Consider the following 18,621-nt stretch of genomic DNA (forward strand, 5'->3'; position numbering starts at 1 on the left):
TGGGGATAGAAAAATTAGGAGGTGAACCTGGATGGCAATCACTCAAGAACGTAAAAATGAACTTATCAATGAGTATAAAACTCATGAGAGCGACACTGGATCTGCAGAAGTTCAAATCGCTGTCCTTACTGAATCAATCAATAACTTGAACGAGCACTTACGTACTCACAAGAAAGATCACCACTCACGTCGCGGTCTTTTGAAAATGGTTGGTAAACGTCGTAATCTTTTAACATTCCTACGTAACAAAGACGTTCAACGTTACCGTGTGTTAATCAATAAGCTTGGTCTACGTCGTTAGTCTACAGAAGCGGGATTTATCCCGCTTTTTTATTAGCCTAAAAAGGCAAAAATTAAAGTAGTAAAGAAATTTTTATACATAATTTTAAGTCAAGACTTTTATGTGCATACTAATACTAATTTGAAATTAATAACATAAGCATTTATGGCTTTTTTTATATTAGGAAGATTTAGAAAGAGGATTTCAGCGAGGAAGTATCCTCGCATTATCCTCCTAAAGTGATTTAGATAGAGAGGGGTACAAATATGGAACAAACGAAACATGTATATTCTATGGATTGGGCAGGACGTAATTTAACCGTGGAAATTGGACAGTTAGCTAAACAGGCTAATGGTGCTGTAATGGTCCGCTATGGAGATACAGCTGTATTAAGTACAGCTACTGCTTCAAAAGAGCCAAAAAATCTCGATTTCTTTCCATTAACAGTAAACTATGAAGAACGGTTATATGCAGTTGGTAAAATTCCAGGTGGATTTATTAAACGTGAAGGTCGTCCAAGTGAAAAAGCAATACTTGCCAGCCGTCTAATTGATAGACCTATCCGTCCACTTTTTGCTGATGGCTTCCGTAACGATGTGCAGGTAATCAGTATTGTCATGAGTGTGGATCAAAACTGTTCTTCCGAAATGGCTGCAATGTTTGGGTCATCACTAGCACTAAGTACTTCAGATATTCCGTTTGAAGGACCAATTGCGGGTGTAATTGTAGGCAGAGTAAATAATGAATTTGTCATCAATCCAACGGTTGAACAAGCTGAAAAAAGTGATATTCACTTAACGGTTGCTGGCACGAAGGATGCCATTAACATGGTCGAGGCAGGCGCACTTGAAGTGCCTGAAGAAACGATGCTTGAGGCAATTATGTTTGGTCATAACCATATTAAACAATTAATTGAATTCCAAGAAAAAATTGTTGCGGAAATTGGTAAGCCAAAAAGAGAAATCAATCTTTATGAAATTGATAAAGAACTTGAAGCAGAAGTAAGAGAAATTTGTGAAGCTGATATGCTTAAAGCTATTCAAGTTCAAGAAAAGCATGCACGTGAAGATGCGATTAAAGAAATAAAAAATCAAGTGATTGCTAAATATGAGGAACAAGAAGCAACAGCTGAAGATTTAAAACAAGTTAAGCAAATCTTGGACAAGATCGTAAAAGGTGAAGTACGCCGCCTAATTACAGTAGAAAAAGTACGTCCAGACGGTCGCAAAATCGATGAAATCCGCCCATTGTCATCACAGGTAGGTATTTTACCTCGTACTCACGGTTCAGGATTGTTTACACGTGGCCAAACTCAAGCTTTAAGTATTTGTACACTAGGAGCAATGGGTGATGTACAGATTCTCGATGGTTTAGGAATTGAGGAAGAAAAACGCTTTATGCACCATTATAACTTCCCATCCTTTAGTGTTGGGGAAACAGGTCCAATTCGTGGACCGGGTCGACGTGAAATTGGACATGGTGCACTTGGTGAACGTGCGCTCGAGCCTATTATACCGTCTGAAAAAGATTTCCCTTATACAATCCGCCTTGTATCTGAAGTGCTTGAATCTAATGGTTCTACTTCCCAGGCTAGTATTTGTGCTTCTACTTTAGCGATGATGGATGCTGGTGTTCCTATTAAAGCGCCTGTAGCAGGAATTGCAATGGGTCTTGTCAAATCAGGAGAGTATTATACAGTTCTATCTGACATTCAAGGGATGGAAGATCACCTTGGAGATATGGATTTTAAAGTTGCAGGTACCGCTAAAGGGGTAACCGCACTTCAAATGGATATTAAGATTGAAGGTCTTTCTCGCGACATTTTAGAGGAAGCATTGCAACAAGCAAAAATAGGAAGAATGCACATCTTGGATTCGATGTTAGCTACCATTACAGAGCCAAGAACAGAGCTTTCCCAATTTGCACCTAAGATTTTAACAATGAATATCAATCCGGATAAGATTCGCGATGTGATTGGGCCTAGTGGTAAACAGATCAATAAGATTATTGAAGAAACTGGCGTTAAAATCGATATCGAGCAGGATGGAACGGTATTTATTGCTTCGACCGATCAAGCAATGAATCAAAAAGCGAAAAAAATCATCGAAGATATCGTTCGAGAAGTTCAAGTTGGTGAATTGTACCTCGGTAAGGTTAAGCGAATTGAAAAATTCGGTGCTTTCCTTGAAATCTTTGCAGGAAAAGATGGTCTTGTTCATATTTCCGAACTGGCTGAAGAGCGGGTAGGAAAAGTCGAGGATGTTCTTAAAATCGGAGATGAGCTTTTAGTTAAAGTAACCGAAATCGACAAACAAGGCAGAGTCAACTTGTCTCGAAAAGCCGTGTTAAAAGAGCAGCGTGAAAAGGCTGAGAATAAAGAATAATTAATAAAGAAACTCAGGCTAAATCAAGGCTGTGATTAATTTATAAGAGTCAGGGGCTTCCCTGACTCTTTCTTTATATGGCAAGATTCGCTCTCTGAGTTCTACCTTGTCCCCCCTATACATAATCTTTATGGAAGGGGGAAAGGTAAATGAAAAAGGTTAGCTTATTTTTAATTATTTGTTTGAGTGCATGGATTTCAGTAAATAATCCTGTTGTGAACAATTATGTATCCTCTTTAAGGGATTCGGCACTTCCGGCAGCGAAACAGTCAGATCCCCTATATCAGAGTATAATAAAAAACGCTTCTACATATGAAATACCACCTTCCGATGCCAAGGTTGACAGGGTTTGGAAGGCTATTCCAGGATATAATGGACTTAAGGTAGATATTGGCGCTTCATATAAAAACATGAAAAGTAAAGGCGTCTTTGATGAAAAGAAATTAGAATTTACCCAAGTGAAACCAAAAATTCATCTAAAGGATTTACCACCAACCCCCATTTATAAAGGGCACCCAGACAAACCTATGGTATCCTTTATTATTAATGTGGCTTGGGGAAATGAATATTTACCTGAAATGCTAGCAACATTAAAAAGACACAATGTATCCGTTAGCTTTTTCCTTGAAGGAAATTGGGTTAAAAGAAACCCAGATGTTGCGAAAATGATCGTAAGCGCTGGGCATGAAGTAGGTAATCATTCCTATTCTCATCCAGATATGCAAAAGCTTACTGCAGCTCAGACAAGAGAACAAATACTAAAGACGAACAACATTATTGAAGCGGCTACAGGAGAAAAGCCAGTTTGGTTTGCACCTCCAAGTGGCAGCTATCGGGATGAGACGATAAAAATAGCAGATGAACTGAATATGTTAACGGTTATGTGGACGGTTGATACGGTTGATTGGCAAAAACCATCACCTGATGTCTTAATTAATCGAGTGATGTCTAAAATTGATAAGGGCTCCATGGTTCTCATGCATCCAACAGAATCAACTGCAAAATCACTTGACAGGCTCATTACTCTTATCGAGAAAAAGGATTTAGAGATCGGTACGGTCTCAGAATTAATGAGTGAGGAAAGAATGATAAAATAATTTGTGAGAATCTATCAGAAAATTGGAGAAAATATCTATAAAAACGTATAATAAATAATTGGAGTAGTAGCATCTGCTGTTTAATGACAGGAGGAAGTCGATGATTAATAAGTACACTTGCCAAAATGGAGTAAGAATTGTATTAGAAAATATACCAACTGTAAGGTCTGTCGCGATTGGTGTATGGATTGGAACTGGTTCAAGAAACGAAGATCCACAGACAAATGGAATTTCACATTTCCTAGAGCACATGTTTTTTAAAGGGACAACGACACGTTCAGCAAAGGAAATTGCTGAATCCTTTGACAGCATTGGCGGTCAAGTTAACGCTTTTACCTCTAAGGAGTATACTTGCTATTATGCAAAGGTTTTGGATACACATTCCAAGTATGCATTAGATGTTTTAGCTGATATGTTCTTTAATTCTACTTTTGTGGAAGAAGAATTGAAAAAGGAAAAGAATGTAGTCCTCGAAGAAATTAAAATGTATGAAGATACACCGGATGATATTGTTCATGATTTACTAAGTAGAGCCGTTTATGAAAACCATCCACTTGGTTATCCAATTTTAGGGACTGAGGAAACACTAAATACATTTACAGGAGATTCCCTGAAGGAGTACATCCATGAACGATATACACCTGAAAATGTGGTCATCTCAATAGCTGGGAATATATCGGAATCCTTTATTAAAGAGGTTGAAAATTATTTTGGATCTTACCAGGGTGGGTCAAAGGAAACACCTGAAAATCTTCCTACTTTCCATGCTAATCGTTTGTCACGCAAGAAGGAAACTGAACAGGCTCATTTATGTATTGGATTTGAAGGATTGAAGGTTGGTCATGAGGATATCTATAGCTTAATTACTTTAAATAATATTTTGGGCGGTAGTATGAGTTCCAGACTATTTCAAGAAGTTCGTGAGCAAAGAGGCTTGGCGTACTCAGTATTCTCTTATCATTCTGCTTATCAGGATAGTGGGGTGGTTACTGTTTATGGAGGAACAGGCGCGAAGCAGCTTGATGTTTTATTTGAAACCATTCAAGAAACACTTGATAAATTAAAACAAACGGGCATTACTGAAAAGGAATTGACCAATAGTAAAGAGCAGCTGAAAGGTAGCTTGATGCTAAGTTTGGAAAGTACAAACAGTCGAATGAGCCGGAATGGTAAAAATGAATTACTGTTAAAACGCCACCGTTCACTTGATGAGATTATTGAACAAATTGACCAGGTGACTAAAAATAGTGTGGATGATATGGCAAGAGCTATTTTTACGGATAAATATTCCGTCACATTAATTAGTCCTAATGGGGAATTCCCATCTAAATTATAATCCCAAAACAGTTCGAGTTTTCGAACTGTTTTTTCTTTAGTCTAAATATAATCTTCCTTCTATAAAATAATAGAAAAGGGGAAGAAGGGGGTTTTTGGGAATATGAGGTTAAGTGAATTAAGTGGGAAAGAGATTGTTGATGTAAAAAAGGCAGAACGCCTTGGTGTACTCGGACAAACTGACTTAGAAATCAATGAAAGCACGGGACAAATACAGGCGTTGCTTATTCCTTCATTAAAATGGTTTGGCTTTAGGAAACAAGGTGAAGAAATAAGAGTACCCTGGCAACATATCAAAAAAATCGGATCGGATATGATTATTATTGATGTTCCCGAAGAAGAATAGATCCACCGATGCGAATGAAAAGCCCAAGCAGAACATTTTCTGCTTGGGCTTTTTCTTTTACATGTTTGGAAAACTCACCGAATGAAGGGAACTTACATAAGATGGTGAAGTGATAAGAAGAAAAGGAATACCTAGAATGATTTTTAAAAAAAAGAAGGTGAATGTTTTCATGCTGACAGGGATGCAGATAGCCGTGATTGGCGGTGATGCCAGACAGCTGGAAATCATCCGCAAGTTAACCGAATTGGACGCGAAATTATCGCTTATTGGTTTTGAACAGCTTGACCATGCCTTTACAGGAGCGGTCAAGGAAAAGTTGGATGAGGTCGATTTTTCTAATATGGACGCACTGATCTTACCGGTGCCAGGTACAAATTTGGAGGGACAGGTAGAAACCATCTTCTCCAATGAAAAGGTTGTTATAACTGGAGAATTACTTAGTAAAACACCTGAACATTGTTCCATTTACTCAGGAATAAGTAACTCCTATTTAAATGGAATAACAAAAGAAAACAAAAGAACACTCATCCAATTATTCGAAAGAGATGATGTAGCTATCTATAATTCCATTCCAACGGTAGAAGGAACAATTATGATGGCAATCCAGCATACTGATTTCACGATACACGGATCAAATATTACTGTATTGGGCCTGGGCCGAGTAGGGATGAGTGTAGCACGTACGTTTGCTGCACTTGGAGCTAAGGTGAAGGTTGGAGCAAGGAAAAGTGAACATTTAGCAAGAATCACAGAGATGGGTTTAACGCCATTCCATTTAAACAATCTTGTGAATGAAGTAAAGGATACTGATATTTTGATAAATACAGCACCACATTTAATTGTTACGGCAATGGTTATCTCTAAATTACCTTCACATACTCTCATCATTGATCTAGCTTCGAAGCCTGGTGGAACAGATTTCCGATATGCAGAAAAAAGAGGGATTAAGGCGTTACTTGCTCCCGGTTTACCAGGCATAGTTGCACCGAAAACAGCAGGTCAAATTTTGGCAAATGTTCTTGCCCAACTGCTTCAAGAAGATTTACGAAAGCGAAAGGGGAAAGTGAAATGAGTTTAAAAGGTAAAAGAATAGGCTTTGGTCTAACTGGATCCCATTGTACCTATGATGCCGTATTTCCAGAAATAGAAAAGCTTGTTCAAGCAGGAGCGGAGGTTGTTCCAGTAGTAACCGCTACTGTTCAAAATACAGATACACGCTTTGGCAAGGGGATGGATTGGATTCAACGTATTGAGGACTTAACGGGAAACAAGGTAATTGATTCAATTGTAAAAGCAGAACCACTTGGTCCTAAATTCCCACTTGATTGTATGGTCATTGCCCCTCTAACAGGTGTTTCCATGAGTAAATTTGCCAATGCCATGAATGATAGCCCGGTGTTAATGGCAGCTAAAGCAACACTTAGAAACTTAAAGCCGGTTGTCCTTGGTATTTCAACAAATGATGCACTCGGTTTAAATGGAGTAAACTTAATGCGTCTAATGGCTACTAAACATATATTCTTTATTCCTTATGGTCAGGATGATCCAATAAAAAAACCAAACTCAATGGTTGCTAGAATGACGATGCTTTCAGAAACAATAGAAGCAGCGATTGAAGGAAAACAGATTCAACCCGTTTTAATTGAAAGATATAAAGATGCTGAATAACTCTCTCTCTCTTTCATCATCAAAAAAGGTTATTTCTTCTGAGGAATATGTTAAAATAAATTAATCTTTTAACAGTGGAGCTTCTTAATAACTGCTCCACTGTTAGGGTTATAAACTATACATGACATGCTGGCATAAGAGTGCCATTTCCTTTAAGACCTTCAAAATACCAGCCATGTTCAGGATGAAAGATTGAAAGGGGAACATGTAATGAGAGAGCATAATGGATTTCACGTTGCAGTAGTCGGAGCAACAGGAGCGGTTGGACAACAAATGATCCAAACATTAGTGAAAGAGAATTTTCCAATCAGAGAACTAACCCTACTATCCTCAGCACGGTCGGCAGGGAAAAAAATAGTGGTTAATGGTCAGGAATATACCGTCCAAGAAGCCAAGCCTGAGAGCTTTGAGGGTGTAGAAATAGCACTGTTCAGTGCAGGTGGAAGCGTATCTAAAGAACTTGCTCCAGAAGCTGCTAAGCGTGGTGCCATTGTCGTGGACAACACTAGTGCGTTTAGAATGGATGAAAATATACCGTTGGTTGTACCAGAAGTAAATGAAGGGGATTTGCATAACCATAATGGAATTATTGCGAATCCTAATTGTTCGACCATTCAAATGGTTGTTGCTTTAGAGCCTATTCGTCAAAAATATGGTTTAAAAAAAATCATTGTGTCTACCTACCAAGCAGTTTCTGGTGCAGGTGCTGCAGCAGTGGAAGAATTGATGGAACAAACGAGGTCAATTCTTAATGGAGAAACCTATGAACCAAATATTCTTCCGGTAAAATCAGACAAAAATCATTATCAAATTGCATTTAATGCCATTCCACAAATTGATAAGTTTCAAGATAACGGCTATACGTATGAAGAAATGAAAATGATTAATGAAACAAAGAAAATTATGCACTTACCAGAGCTGCAGGTCTCTGCTACATGTGTTCGCTTACCTGTGGCTGTAGGGCACTCTGAATCGGTATACTTTGAGATTGAGGAAGGAAATGTTAGCGCAAGTGAGATTAAAGCATTATTAAAAGATGCACCTGGCGTAGTCCTTCAGGATGATCCTGAAAATCAAGTATACCCAATGCCGGCTGATTGTGTAGGCAAAAATGATGTATTCGTAGGACGTATTAGAAAAGATATTGATGAAGACCGTGGGTTCCATATGTGGGTCGTTTCTGACAATCTGCTAAAGGGTGCTGCATGGAATTCAGTACAAATTGCGGAAAGCTTAGTTAAATTAGGTTTAGTAAAATAAAAGTTACAACCAAAGGCAGGTTTTGGTGTCACTATGAAAATAATTGTTCAAAAATTTGGCGGGACATCTGTAAAGGATGAAAAGAGTAGAAAGCATGCCCAAGGCCATATTGAAAAAGCATTAGCAGATGGATATAAAGTAGTGGTTGTTGTTTCTGCAATGGGTAGAAAAGGTGACCCATATGCAACGGATACACTTTTATCGCTAATTGGCGGGAATCTAAGCAAGATCTCAAGAAGAGAACATGATTTATTATTGTCCTGTGGGGAGATTATATCTAGTGTTGTGTTTGCAAATATGTTATTAGACAGTGGTATTAATGCTGTTGCTTTAACAGGTGCACAAGCAGGATTCCGTACAAATAATGACCATACAAATGCAAAGATTACTGAAATGAAGTGTGAGCGATTGCTCAGGGAACTTGAGAATACTGATGTAGTTGTTGTGGCTGGATTCCAAGGAGCGGCAAAGAACGGTGATATAACCACCATTGGACGCGGGGGAAGTGATACATCCGCTGCCGCATTAGGTGCTGCTCTCAATGCGGAATGGATCGATATTTTTACTGATGTCGAAGGAATTATGACTGCAGACCCACGTATTGCTGAAAATGCACGTCCGCTATCAGTGGTTACATACACTGAAGTGTGTAACATGGCCTATCAGGGGGCTAAGGTCATCCATCCAAGAGCAGTAGAAATTGCTATGCAGGCAAAGGTACCAATCCGTATTCGTTCCACTTATTCCGATAATTTAGGAACGTTAGTTACAACCCTAAATAAAAATAATCGGGGGAGTGATATTAAGGAGCGTGTGGTAACGGGAATTGCTCATGTTTCTAATGTTACTCAAATAAAGGTTTTTGCTAAAAAAGATCAATATTATTTGCAGGCTGAAGTTTTTAAGGCTATGGCAAATGAAAAGATCAGTGTTGATTTTATCAATATATCGCCCAATGGTGTAATTTATACGGTAACAGATGAGATGACAGACCGGGCAATAAAAGTATTAAATGAACTAGGGCATGAACCTGTTGTAGAGCGACATTGTGCAAAGGTTTCTGTAGTTGGTGCAGGAATTGCGGGTGTCCCTGGTGTTACCTCAAAGATTGTAACCGCACTATCAGATCAAGGGATTCGTATTTTACAATCAGCGGATAGTCATACAACTATATGGGTACTTGTAAAACAAGATGACTTAGTTAAATCCGTCAACGCACTTCATGACGCGTTTCAATTAGAAGATGAGTCAGTAGAATTCAATCTTTTAGATTTGTAATGGTGTTTAATGAAGTGATATAAGAAAAGTAGAAACATCTCCGTTTTTCACTAGTGGCACGTAACGAAAGGAGTAGAACAATGATTCATTTCGGACGGGTGTCTACAGCAATGGTAACCCCTTTTGATAAAAAAGGGCATATAGATTTTGCTAAGACAACTCAATTGATAAATTTCCTCATAGAGAATGGAACAGATTCACTGGTTATAGCTGGGACGACAGGGGAATCACCAACTTTAACAAAAGAAGAAAAACTTGCGTTATTTAGTCATGTAGTAAAGGTTGTTAACAAAAGAGTACCAGTTATTGCGGGTACCGGAAGTAACAATACGTATGCCTCTATTGAATTGACAAAAAAGGCAGAGCAGCTTGGTGTTGATGCCATTATGGTTGTGGCACCTTACTACAATAAACCAAATCAAGAAGGCTTATATCAGCATTTTAAAGCTGTGGCAGAAGCAACTTCTCTGCCAGTTATGGTGTATAACATTCCAGGTAGGTCGGTTGTAAATATACTTCCTGAAACGATTATTCGTCTTTCAAAAATTGCGAATATCGTTGCGGTGAAGGAAGCTAGTGGAGATTTAAATGCAATGACACAGATTATTGCAAATACGGATGATGAGTTTGTTTTATACAGCGGGGATGATAGCTTAACATTGCCTGTCCTATCTATAGGTGGTGCCGGTGTGGTATCAGTGGCATCGCATGTGATAGGCAATAGCATGCAGGAAATGGTTAAAGCCTTTTTTGATGGAGATAACAAAAAGGCGGCACTGTTACATCAACAGCTTCTGCCAACGATGCAGGGATTATTTGCTGCTCCAAGTCCTGCACCTGTTAAAACAGCTTTACAGATAGCTGGATTAGATGTTGGTTCAGTCAGATTGCCGCTTGTGGGCCTCACTGAACAGGAACGTGCAACATTACAATCAATTCTTAATAAATAGTAAATTTTCTAAGGGCTGACCTATATGGGTCAGCCTCTTTCTTTTTCTTGAAGGCACTCATAGAGGTAAATTAGCTTTTTTAAGTTGTAAACATTTTCTTTTTTCAAGTATAATAATGATAACTGATTTCGAACGGAATAAAAAAGTTCAAGAAATTAAATTGCTACTACATAGGAGGATTCAAACTTGATAAAGAGAAAAAATAAAACCATTAAGTTTATTGCACTTGGTGGCGTAGGAGAAATCGGAAAAAATATGTACCTAATAGAAGTAGATGGAGACATATTGATCGTAGACGCCGGCTTAATGTTCCCCGAGGAAGAAATGCTAGGCATCGATATGGTCATTCCAGATTTAACCTACTTAAGAGATAATAAGGATCGTGTAAAGGCTGTTTTTTTAACACATGGACATGAAGATCATATTGGTGCACTTTCTTATGTATTAAGGCAAGTAAATGTACCTGTTTATGGGACAAAATTAACCCTTGCCCTTGCGGCTGCAAAGCTTAAAGAACAGGAATTTAACGGAAATGCTAATTTTATTGAAGTAAACTCAGATACAGTCGTAGAATTAGATTCAGTAAATGTCAGCTTTTTTAAGACAAATCATAGTATTCCTGATTCTGTAGGGGTGTGCATACATACGTCTGAAGGAATTATCGTATATACAGGTGACTTTAAATTTGATCAGGCAGCAACGAAGCTTTATAAACCCGAAATTGGTAAAATGGCAGCTATAGGTGATCAAGGTGTGTTATGTTTACTATCAGATAGTACCGAAGCAGAAAAACCTGGTTACACAACTTCGGAAGCGATTGTTGAAAGAGAATTGTCTAATGCTTTCTATAATGCACCAGGCCGAATCATAGCCGCGTGCTTTGCATCAGATATTAACCGGATCCAGCATATTTTTGATGTGGCGAAGGATAACGGTCGTAAAGTAGCAGTGGTAGGAAAAAGTTTAGAGCGTATTTATCACATAGCACTTGATATGGGCTATTTAGAAGTAGCTGAAGATCTAATTATCCCAATTCATGAGCTTAAAAATTACCAAGATCGAGAAATTGTCGTCCTTGCTACCGGAACTCAAGGAGAACCAATTGAAGCTCTTCAAAAGATGGCAAAGCAAACACATAAACAACTGAATATTCAGGCAGGAGATACTGTTCTAATTGCCGCCTCACCTTTAAAAGGTAGTGAAGTTTTCTTATTTAAAACAGTAGATATGTTATTTAGAGCAGGTGCCAATGTTATATCTGGCAAACGGACAATCCATGTATCTAGCCATGGAAGTCAGGAAGAATTAAAATTTATGATTAACTTAATGCAACCAAAATTTTTCATTCCTGTTCATGGTGAGTATCGGATGTTAAAAGCCCATCGGAAAGTGGCACTTGAATGCGGTCTTCCAGATGAAAAAATTATGATTCCTGACCGTGGTGATGTGGTGGAATGGAAAGACGGAAAGCTAGCATTGGCAGGTAAAGTTCCTTCTGGTAATGTCCTCATTGATGGAATTGGTGTAGGGGATGTTGGGAATATTGTATTGCGGGATCGTAGGCTTTTATCACAGGATGGAATCCTTATTGTTGTTGTAACCTTGACGAAACAAGACAAGAAAATTGCAGCAGGTCCAGAAATCATTTCAAGAGGATTTGTATATGTTCGTGAATCTGAAAAATTAATGGATGATTCCACTAAATTGGTGCGTGATATTGTTGAGCGTACGATCGCTAAGGGTTCATTTGAATGGGCGAGCCTAAAGCAAGAAATTCGAGATGAATTAAATCGCTATTTATTTGAAAAAACAAAAAGAAGACCAATGATTCTACCAATCATAATGGAAGTATAAGTATAAAGGTACTGGACAATGTCCAGTACCTTATTTATATGGATTGGTAGAATGAAATCAAATCATAGGTTAATACTAAAATATATCATGCTTTGAAGGGAGTATTTGGATGAATAACGATATACAAAAAAACGATACTGGTAATCAGGATGGCGGCGAGCCACAAAAAGAGGAAAAGCCTGCTTCAGGTTTATTAGAAAAAATTCAGCAGCTTGGCCAAACCAATGTTCCACAGCTATCTGCAGATTCAAGAATTCATTGTTTAACAATCATAGGACAAATAGAGGGGCATATGGCACTTCCTCCTCAAAATAAAACCACTAAGTATGAGCATTTATTGCCACAGCTCGTAGCTATTGAGCAAAATCCCAAGATTGAAGGAGTGCTCATAATTTTAAATACAGTTGGAGGGGACGTTGAAGCGGGGCTTGCCATTTCTGAAATGATAGCCTCTTTATCGAAACCAACTGTTTCCATTGTTTTAGGTGGCGGACATTCAATCGGTGTCCCAATTGCTGTATCCTGTGATTATTCATTTATTGCAGAAACAGCGACTATGACGATACATCCCATTCGATTAACTGGCCTCGTCATTGGTGTTCCTGCAACCTTTGAATACTTAGATAAAATGCAAGAAAGGGTAGTTAATTTCGTTACGAAGCATTCGAAAATTACCGAGGATACATTTAAAGACTTAATGTTTGCAAAGGGTAATTTGACAAGAGATATTGGAACAAATGTAATTGGTGTTGACGCCGTGAAGTCTGGATTAATTGATGAAGTAGGCGGTTTGGGACCGGCTATGAAGAAGCTAAATGAAATGATCGATCTTCGGCAGGAAAAAAATGAGGGGCTGATTCAATGATTTTATATACGATGATGCCAAATGAACTGATCTTTCCAACTGAACAAGAATCTTTTCAGCAGCAAAAAATGATAACCTATCAAGGAGTTCCACTCCTAGTAGAGCAAATGGATCCGCAAAATGTTCAAGTAATCCGTATTCTAAGCAGCGATCCGCAGCACTATCTAGACGCACGGATATGCCCTGGTGCTAAAATTTCTTTTGGTGTCCAAGAGGGTTTGTCCGCTTTGCAGTAGTAGATTATGGTATAATCAGGATACAAAGAAAAGAGCAGCCATTCCGGCTGCTTTCTTCCATTTCTATATATTTATTAAGTTATACATACTAACTTATAGTAATATTGTGGAATAATATACCATAACTAACATATAAGGTGATTAGATGGCCAAAAAAAAGAGAAGACAACCAAAAAAGAGAGATAACCATTTAAAACGAACGATCCAATTTGAATTAACTGCACTTGCTATTTTAGCAATAGCCATTATTTCCATTGCCAAGCTTGGGGCAGTAGGAAAAGCAACTGTCCTTTTCTTTAGATTTTGGATGGGTGAATGGTATATGCTGGGTTTGCTAGGGCTAGTAGTATTAAGCGTATACTTAATGTGGAAGCGAGAAATACCATTTTTCTTTCATATTAAATTAGTCGGAAGCTATTTTATTGTTTCTGCTATCCTTTTATTAAGCCATGTTACATTGTTCCACTTACTTACGAATGATGGGAAATTTAAAGATCCAAGTGTCATTAGTAATACATGGGAATTATTCATGATGGAACTTCGAGGGGAAACAAGTACAACCGACCTTGGCGGTGGTATCCTTGGAGCTATTTTGTTTGCACTATTTCATTACCTATTCGCAGAAACAGGTACTAAGATTATTGCATTTATTTTTATTATTATAGGTATAGTTTTACTTACAGGCAAATCCTTCGGGGACTTCATTGGCAAGATTATGCTGACGCTGTTCGACTTCTTTAAAAATCAATGGGAAGCATTTAAAACGGATATGTCAGAATGGAAGCAAAAACAAGAAGAACGGAAAAATATGAAAAAGGAACAAAAAGCAAGACAACAGGAACCCTCTGCACAGGAAAGTGGACCTGTGATCAACGTTCAACAGCCATCCTTGCAGGAGGAAACAATTGTTCCAGAACCGATAATTTCCAGTTTTGCTGACAAGGCTTATACGGAAGAATCAGTAGACATACCTTCCCAGAATAAAACTGAACAACAAAAAGGAAAAAAAGGAAACATGGAAGAGGAAGTTGAAGTACCTCCAATCACGTTTACCGAAGTAGAAAATGTTGCATACGAATTGCCTCCTCTTAGATTATTAAAGCATCCGAAGAAAACTGATCAAAGTGGTGAATATGAACTGATTCATGCAAATGCTGCAAAGCTTGAGCGAACTTTTCAAAGCTTCGGTGTTAAGGCGAGAGTCACACAGGTTCATTTAGGACCAGCTGTAACAAAATATGAGGTACACCCAGATGTGGGTGTAAAAGTTAGTAAGATTGTTAGCTTAAGTGATGACTTAGCCTTAGCACTTGCTGCCAAGGATATACGAATTGAGGCACCTATTCCAGGAAAATCCGCTATTGGAATTGAAGTTCCTAATTCAGAGGTAGCCATGGTCTCGCTTCGTGAAGTATTAGATGCTACTCAGAATGATAAACCGGATGCCAAATTACTAATTGGACTCGGCAGAGATATAACGGGTGAGGCTGTGCTGGCCGAATTAAATAAGATGCCCCATCTACTTGTGGCAGGTGCTACTGGGAGCGGGAAAAGTGTATGTATTAATGGAATCATAACAAGTATCCTGATGAGGGCAAAGCCTCATGAAGTAAAGTTGATGATGATTGATCCGAAAATGGTTGAACTAAATGTTTATAATGGAATTCCACATTTACTTGCACCAGTTGTGACAGATGCGAAAAAAGCTTCACAGGCATTGAAAAAGGTTGTTAGTGAAATGGAAAGACGTTATGAACTCTTTTCATACACAGGAACACGTAATATTGAGGGCTATAATGAGCATGTGAGAAGACATAATTTAGAAGAAAATGACAAGCAGCCATTATTGCCATACATTGTCGTTATTGTTGATGAGTTAGCTGATTTAATGATGGTTGCCTCTTCAGATGTAGAAGATTCAATCACACGACTCGCACAAATGGCGCGTGCAGCCGGCATTCACCTAATTATTGCTACTCAAAGGCCATCTGTGGATGTTATTACAGGTGTCATAAAAGCAAATATTCCTTCCCGAATTGCCTTTGCTGTTTCAAGTGCAACGGATTCAAGAACAATTTTGGATATGGGTGGAGCAGAAAAGTTACTGGGGCGTGGGGATATGCTATTCCTGCCAGTGGGAGCATCAAAGCCTGTTCGTGTCCAAGGTGCATTCCTTTCTGATCAAGAGGTGGAGGATACCGTTGAATTTGTTATTTCACAGCAAAAAGCTCAATACCAAGAAGAAATGATCCCAGATGATATTCCGGAAGTAACAGGAGCAGTTGAGGATGATTTGTATGATGAAGCCGTTGATTTAATTGTTGAAATGCAAACAGCATCAGTTTCCATGCTGCAACGCCGTTTCCGAATTGGTTACACTAGAGCGGCCCGCCTTATTGATGAAATGGAAGCACGTGGAGTAGTGGGACCATACGAAGGAAGTAAGCCACGTGTGGTTTTACAGACAAAACCAAAAGAAGAGCAAAGTTCATAATAAAAGGCTGTGTTAAAGAACAGTGTTGGTTTTTATACCCTGTTGATTGGAGCGGAAGGCTCGAAGACTCCTGTGGGAGTATGGTTCAGGGGAGACCCCGCAGGCGCAAGCGCCGAGGAGGCTCGCCGAAACACCCACGGAAAGCGAAGAGCCTGGAGCGGAAATCAACAGGCAATTTTAATAGAACCTAATAAAAAAAGAGCCAATGGCTCTTTTTTTTATACTAAATTCCCACATGTCCCATACTATAGTAGTAAGTGTGCACTTAAAAAAGATGATGAAAAAGACCTATGTTCCACTGTGAAATACCTATGTTTTTAATAGAAAGATTATATTATAACAGATTTCAAAGCAATAATATCAACAACTTTAAGACATTTTTGAAGAATGAACCTTTTTTCGACAAAATTTTGAATACCTATTTATTTATCACTAAAAAAATGTTACTATAATCTCGGTTAGTAGGAATGATATCAGATGTCTGATGTCTTAGGAAAAAGCCTGGAGGATAAAGCATGTCAATTAAGTCAGATAACCGGCATTTATACTTACAAGTAATCGATCGGTTAAAGCAGGATATTGAAAATGGAATATATAAAGAAAAAGAAAAATTACCTTCCGAATTCGATCTTGCTAAACAGCTTGGTGTGAGCAGGGCAACACTTCGAGAGGCTTTACGTATTCTTGAAGAAGAAAACGTTATCATTAGGCGCCATGGTGTTGGCACCTTCGTTAATGCAAAGCCACTGTTTACTTCAGGGATTGAACAACTTAATAGTGTCACTGATATGATTAAACAAGCTGGTATGAAACCAGGAACCATTTTCTTAAGCTCATCAACACTGGGGCCTACCGAAGAGGATATTCGCCGTTTCTCATGTTCTACAAGTGAGGAGATTTTCGTGATGGAGAGGGTTAGGACCGCAAATGGTGAACCAGTTGTCTACTGTATTGACAAGGTTCCCGAACGGATTTTGCCTAAAACTTTTTCCTATGAGGAAGGTTTCTTCCGCATATTGGACGAAGAAGCAAACCGAAGAATTACATACGCGGTAGCTCAAATCGAGCCGATAGGCTATCATGAGAAAATTTCCCCAATTCTAGAATGTGATCCTGAAACTGCATTGTTAGTTTTAAAACAAATGCATTTCGATGAAATGGATGAACCTGTCCTATATTCGGTAAACTATTTTAAAGCGGACAAGTTTAGTTTTCATGTATTAAGGAAACGTATTTAATTTTTTTAATACGAGATGAAAACGCACCCAGTTCTGCGAAAATTTCTACTATATCAAACATATCATAGGGGGTACAATACCTTGCAAAAGCGTAAAATTGGAATGGCGCTATCTTTAGTTCTTGCTGCTGGAACACTTTTAGGTGCTTGTGGAAAAAGCGATGACACAAGCAAAAACGAAACATCTAAGGGTGGAGAAGAAAAAGGAAAAGCATTCTCTGTTGCGATGGTTACTGACGTCGGTGGTGTTGATGACAAATCATTCAACCAATCAGCATGGGAAGGTCTTCAAAAATTTGGTGCTGACAATGGAATGAAAAAAGGTAAAGGCGGATTTGATTACCTACAATCTAAATCTGATGCAGATTACTCTACAAACTTAAATACTCTTGCTCGTCAAGACTTTGATTTAGTATACGGAATCGGTTTCTTAATGCAAGCTGCAGTAGAAGAAATCGCGAAACAACAAAAAGATTCAAACTTTGCTATCATTGATGCTGAAGTTAAACAACCAAACGTAGCAAGCGTTCTTTTCAAAGAGCAAGAAGCTGCATTCCTTGCTGGTGTTGCTGCAGCTCTTACAACAAAATCTAACCACATCGGTTTCATCGGTGGTATGGAAATTCCTGTTATCGAGCGTTTCGAATCTGGTTTCTTAGCTGGTGTTAAAGCTGCTAAGCCAGAAGTAAAAGTTGACGTACAATATTCTGGAGCATTTGACAAAGCAGAACTTGGTCAAAATATCGCTTCTAAAATGTACTCTTCAGGCGCAGACGTAATCTTCCACGCAGCTGGTGGTACTGGTAACGGTCTATTCAAAGAAGCTACAGACAGAAAAGCGAAAGACCCTAGCAAAGAAATTTGGGCAATCGGTGTAGACCGTGACCAAAACGACATGGGTCCAGATGTTGTTCTTACATCTGCTCTAAAGCGTGTTGACGTAGCAGTACAAGATTTATCTAAAAAAGCTATGGATGGAAACTTCCCTGGTGGAGAATCAATCCTTTACGGCTTAGCTGAAGATGGCGTTGGCTTAGCACCAATTAACAGCAAAGCTGCTAATAAAGATGCAATCGAAACAGCTGTTAAAGAGTGGGTCGAAAAAATTAAATCAGGTGCTGTAAAAGTCCCTGGAACTCGTGATGAATTAAAAACTTTTAGCGCAAAATAATTTTTGTGAGGAAAAAAGCGGGTTGGAGAAACCCTTCCCGCTTTTACCTTATTCAAGAGTCTTAACTGAAGTGTAGAAGTGTAATTCTACTTTTCATTTAAGATTTTATAGTGGGGAGGAAATCCCTGTTTTTTTAAAATTCGGAAAGGTCTGACCTCTTACTACT

The 18,621-nt window shown here is 38.6% G+C and carries 16 protein-coding genes; all 16 read left to right on the forward strand.

From position 1 onward, the window contains the following. Positions 1–31 precede the first annotated feature (31 nt). The 16 genes from rpsO (at position 32) to AC3A54_RS13515 (ending at position 18,455) form a co-directional block, all read left to right on the forward strand. Positions 32–301 carry a 30S ribosomal protein S15 gene (rpsO, locus tag AC3A54_RS13440; protein ID WP_024026799.1) on the forward strand — a complete coding sequence of 90 codons (270 nt, stop codon included), beginning with the start codon at positions 32–34 and terminating at the stop codon, positions 299–301. 245 nt (positions 302–546) lie between these two features. Continuing rightward, complete coding sequence (pnp, locus tag AC3A54_RS13445) at positions 547–2,664, forward strand: polyribonucleotide nucleotidyltransferase (protein WP_487654807.1); 2,118 nt, start codon at positions 547–549, stop codon at positions 2,662–2,664. Positions 2,665–2,813: 149 nt separating this feature from the next. Next, positions 2,814–3,761, forward strand: coding sequence for a polysaccharide deacetylase family protein (locus AC3A54_RS13450; RefSeq protein WP_487654808.1), 948 nt, complete (start codon positions 2,814–2,816; stop codon positions 3,759–3,761). Positions 3,762–3,861: 100 nt separating this feature from the next. Beyond that, a complete protein-coding gene (locus tag AC3A54_RS13455) occupies positions 3,862–5,097 on the forward strand; it encodes a M16 family metallopeptidase (RefSeq protein ID WP_309864956.1) in 1,236 nt (411 codons plus the stop codon). A gap of 102 nt (positions 5,098–5,199) precedes the next feature. Then, entirely contained in the window at positions 5,200–5,442 is a 243-nt protein-coding gene (locus AC3A54_RS13460) for a YlmC/YmxH family sporulation protein (RefSeq protein ID WP_335548103.1), read from the forward strand. A 169-nt stretch (positions 5,443–5,611) separates the two neighbouring features. After that, positions 5,612–6,514, forward strand: coding sequence for a dipicolinic acid synthetase subunit A (dpaA, locus tag AC3A54_RS13465; RefSeq protein ID WP_309867984.1), 903 nt, complete (start codon positions 5,612–5,614; stop codon positions 6,512–6,514). After that, a complete protein-coding gene (gene dpaB / locus AC3A54_RS13470; protein ID WP_335548107.1) occupies positions 6,511–7,110 on the forward strand; it encodes a dipicolinate synthase subunit B in 600 nt (199 codons plus the stop codon). Before dpaA ends, dpaB begins: the two co-directional genes overlap by 4 nt. A gap of 210 nt (positions 7,111–7,320) precedes the next feature. After that, positions 7,321–8,370: an aspartate-semialdehyde dehydrogenase gene (asd, locus tag AC3A54_RS13475; RefSeq protein WP_335548110.1), complete on the forward strand. Its 1,050-nt coding sequence runs from the start codon at positions 7,321–7,323 to the stop codon at positions 8,368–8,370. 33 nt (positions 8,371–8,403) lie between these two features. Then, positions 8,404–9,648, forward strand: coding sequence for an aspartate kinase (gene dapG, locus AC3A54_RS13480; protein WP_487654809.1), 1,245 nt, complete (start codon positions 8,404–8,406; stop codon positions 9,646–9,648). 80 nt (positions 9,649–9,728) lie between these two features. After that, on the forward strand, positions 9,729–10,598 hold the full coding sequence (gene dapA / locus AC3A54_RS13485) for a 4-hydroxy-tetrahydrodipicolinate synthase (RefSeq protein ID WP_487654810.1): 870 nt from the start codon (positions 9,729–9,731) through the stop codon (positions 10,596–10,598). A 186-nt stretch (positions 10,599–10,784) separates the two neighbouring features. After that, entirely contained in the window at positions 10,785–12,452 is a 1,668-nt protein-coding gene (locus AC3A54_RS13490) for a ribonuclease J (RefSeq protein ID WP_487654811.1), read from the forward strand. 109 nt (positions 12,453–12,561) lie between these two features. After that, entirely contained in the window at positions 12,562–13,317 is a 756-nt protein-coding gene (locus tag AC3A54_RS13495) for a ClpP family protease (protein ID WP_308080154.1), read from the forward strand. Beyond that, positions 13,314–13,553: a YlzJ-like family protein gene (locus AC3A54_RS13500; RefSeq protein ID WP_487654812.1), complete on the forward strand. Its 240-nt coding sequence runs from the start codon at positions 13,314–13,316 to the stop codon at positions 13,551–13,553. The genes AC3A54_RS13495 and AC3A54_RS13500 overlap by 4 nt, the downstream gene beginning before the upstream one ends. Positions 13,554–13,698: 145 nt before the next feature. Next, positions 13,699–16,047, forward strand: coding sequence for a DNA translocase FtsK (locus tag AC3A54_RS13505; RefSeq protein WP_487654813.1), 2,349 nt, complete (start codon positions 13,699–13,701; stop codon positions 16,045–16,047). Between the two features lie 515 nt (positions 16,048–16,562). Continuing rightward, positions 16,563–17,285, forward strand: a complete 723-nt coding sequence (locus tag AC3A54_RS13510) for a GntR family transcriptional regulator (RefSeq protein ID WP_487654814.1) — start codon at positions 16,563–16,565, stop codon at positions 17,283–17,285. A gap of 81 nt (positions 17,286–17,366) precedes the next feature. Next, positions 17,367–18,455 carry a BMP family lipoprotein gene (locus AC3A54_RS13515; RefSeq protein ID WP_487654815.1) on the forward strand — a complete coding sequence of 363 codons (1,089 nt, stop codon included), beginning with the start codon at positions 17,367–17,369 and terminating at the stop codon, positions 18,453–18,455. The last annotated feature ends 166 nt before the right edge of the window (positions 18,456–18,621 follow it).

The sequence above is a fragment of the Neobacillus sp. Soil_C_43 genome (assembly GCF_057656715.1).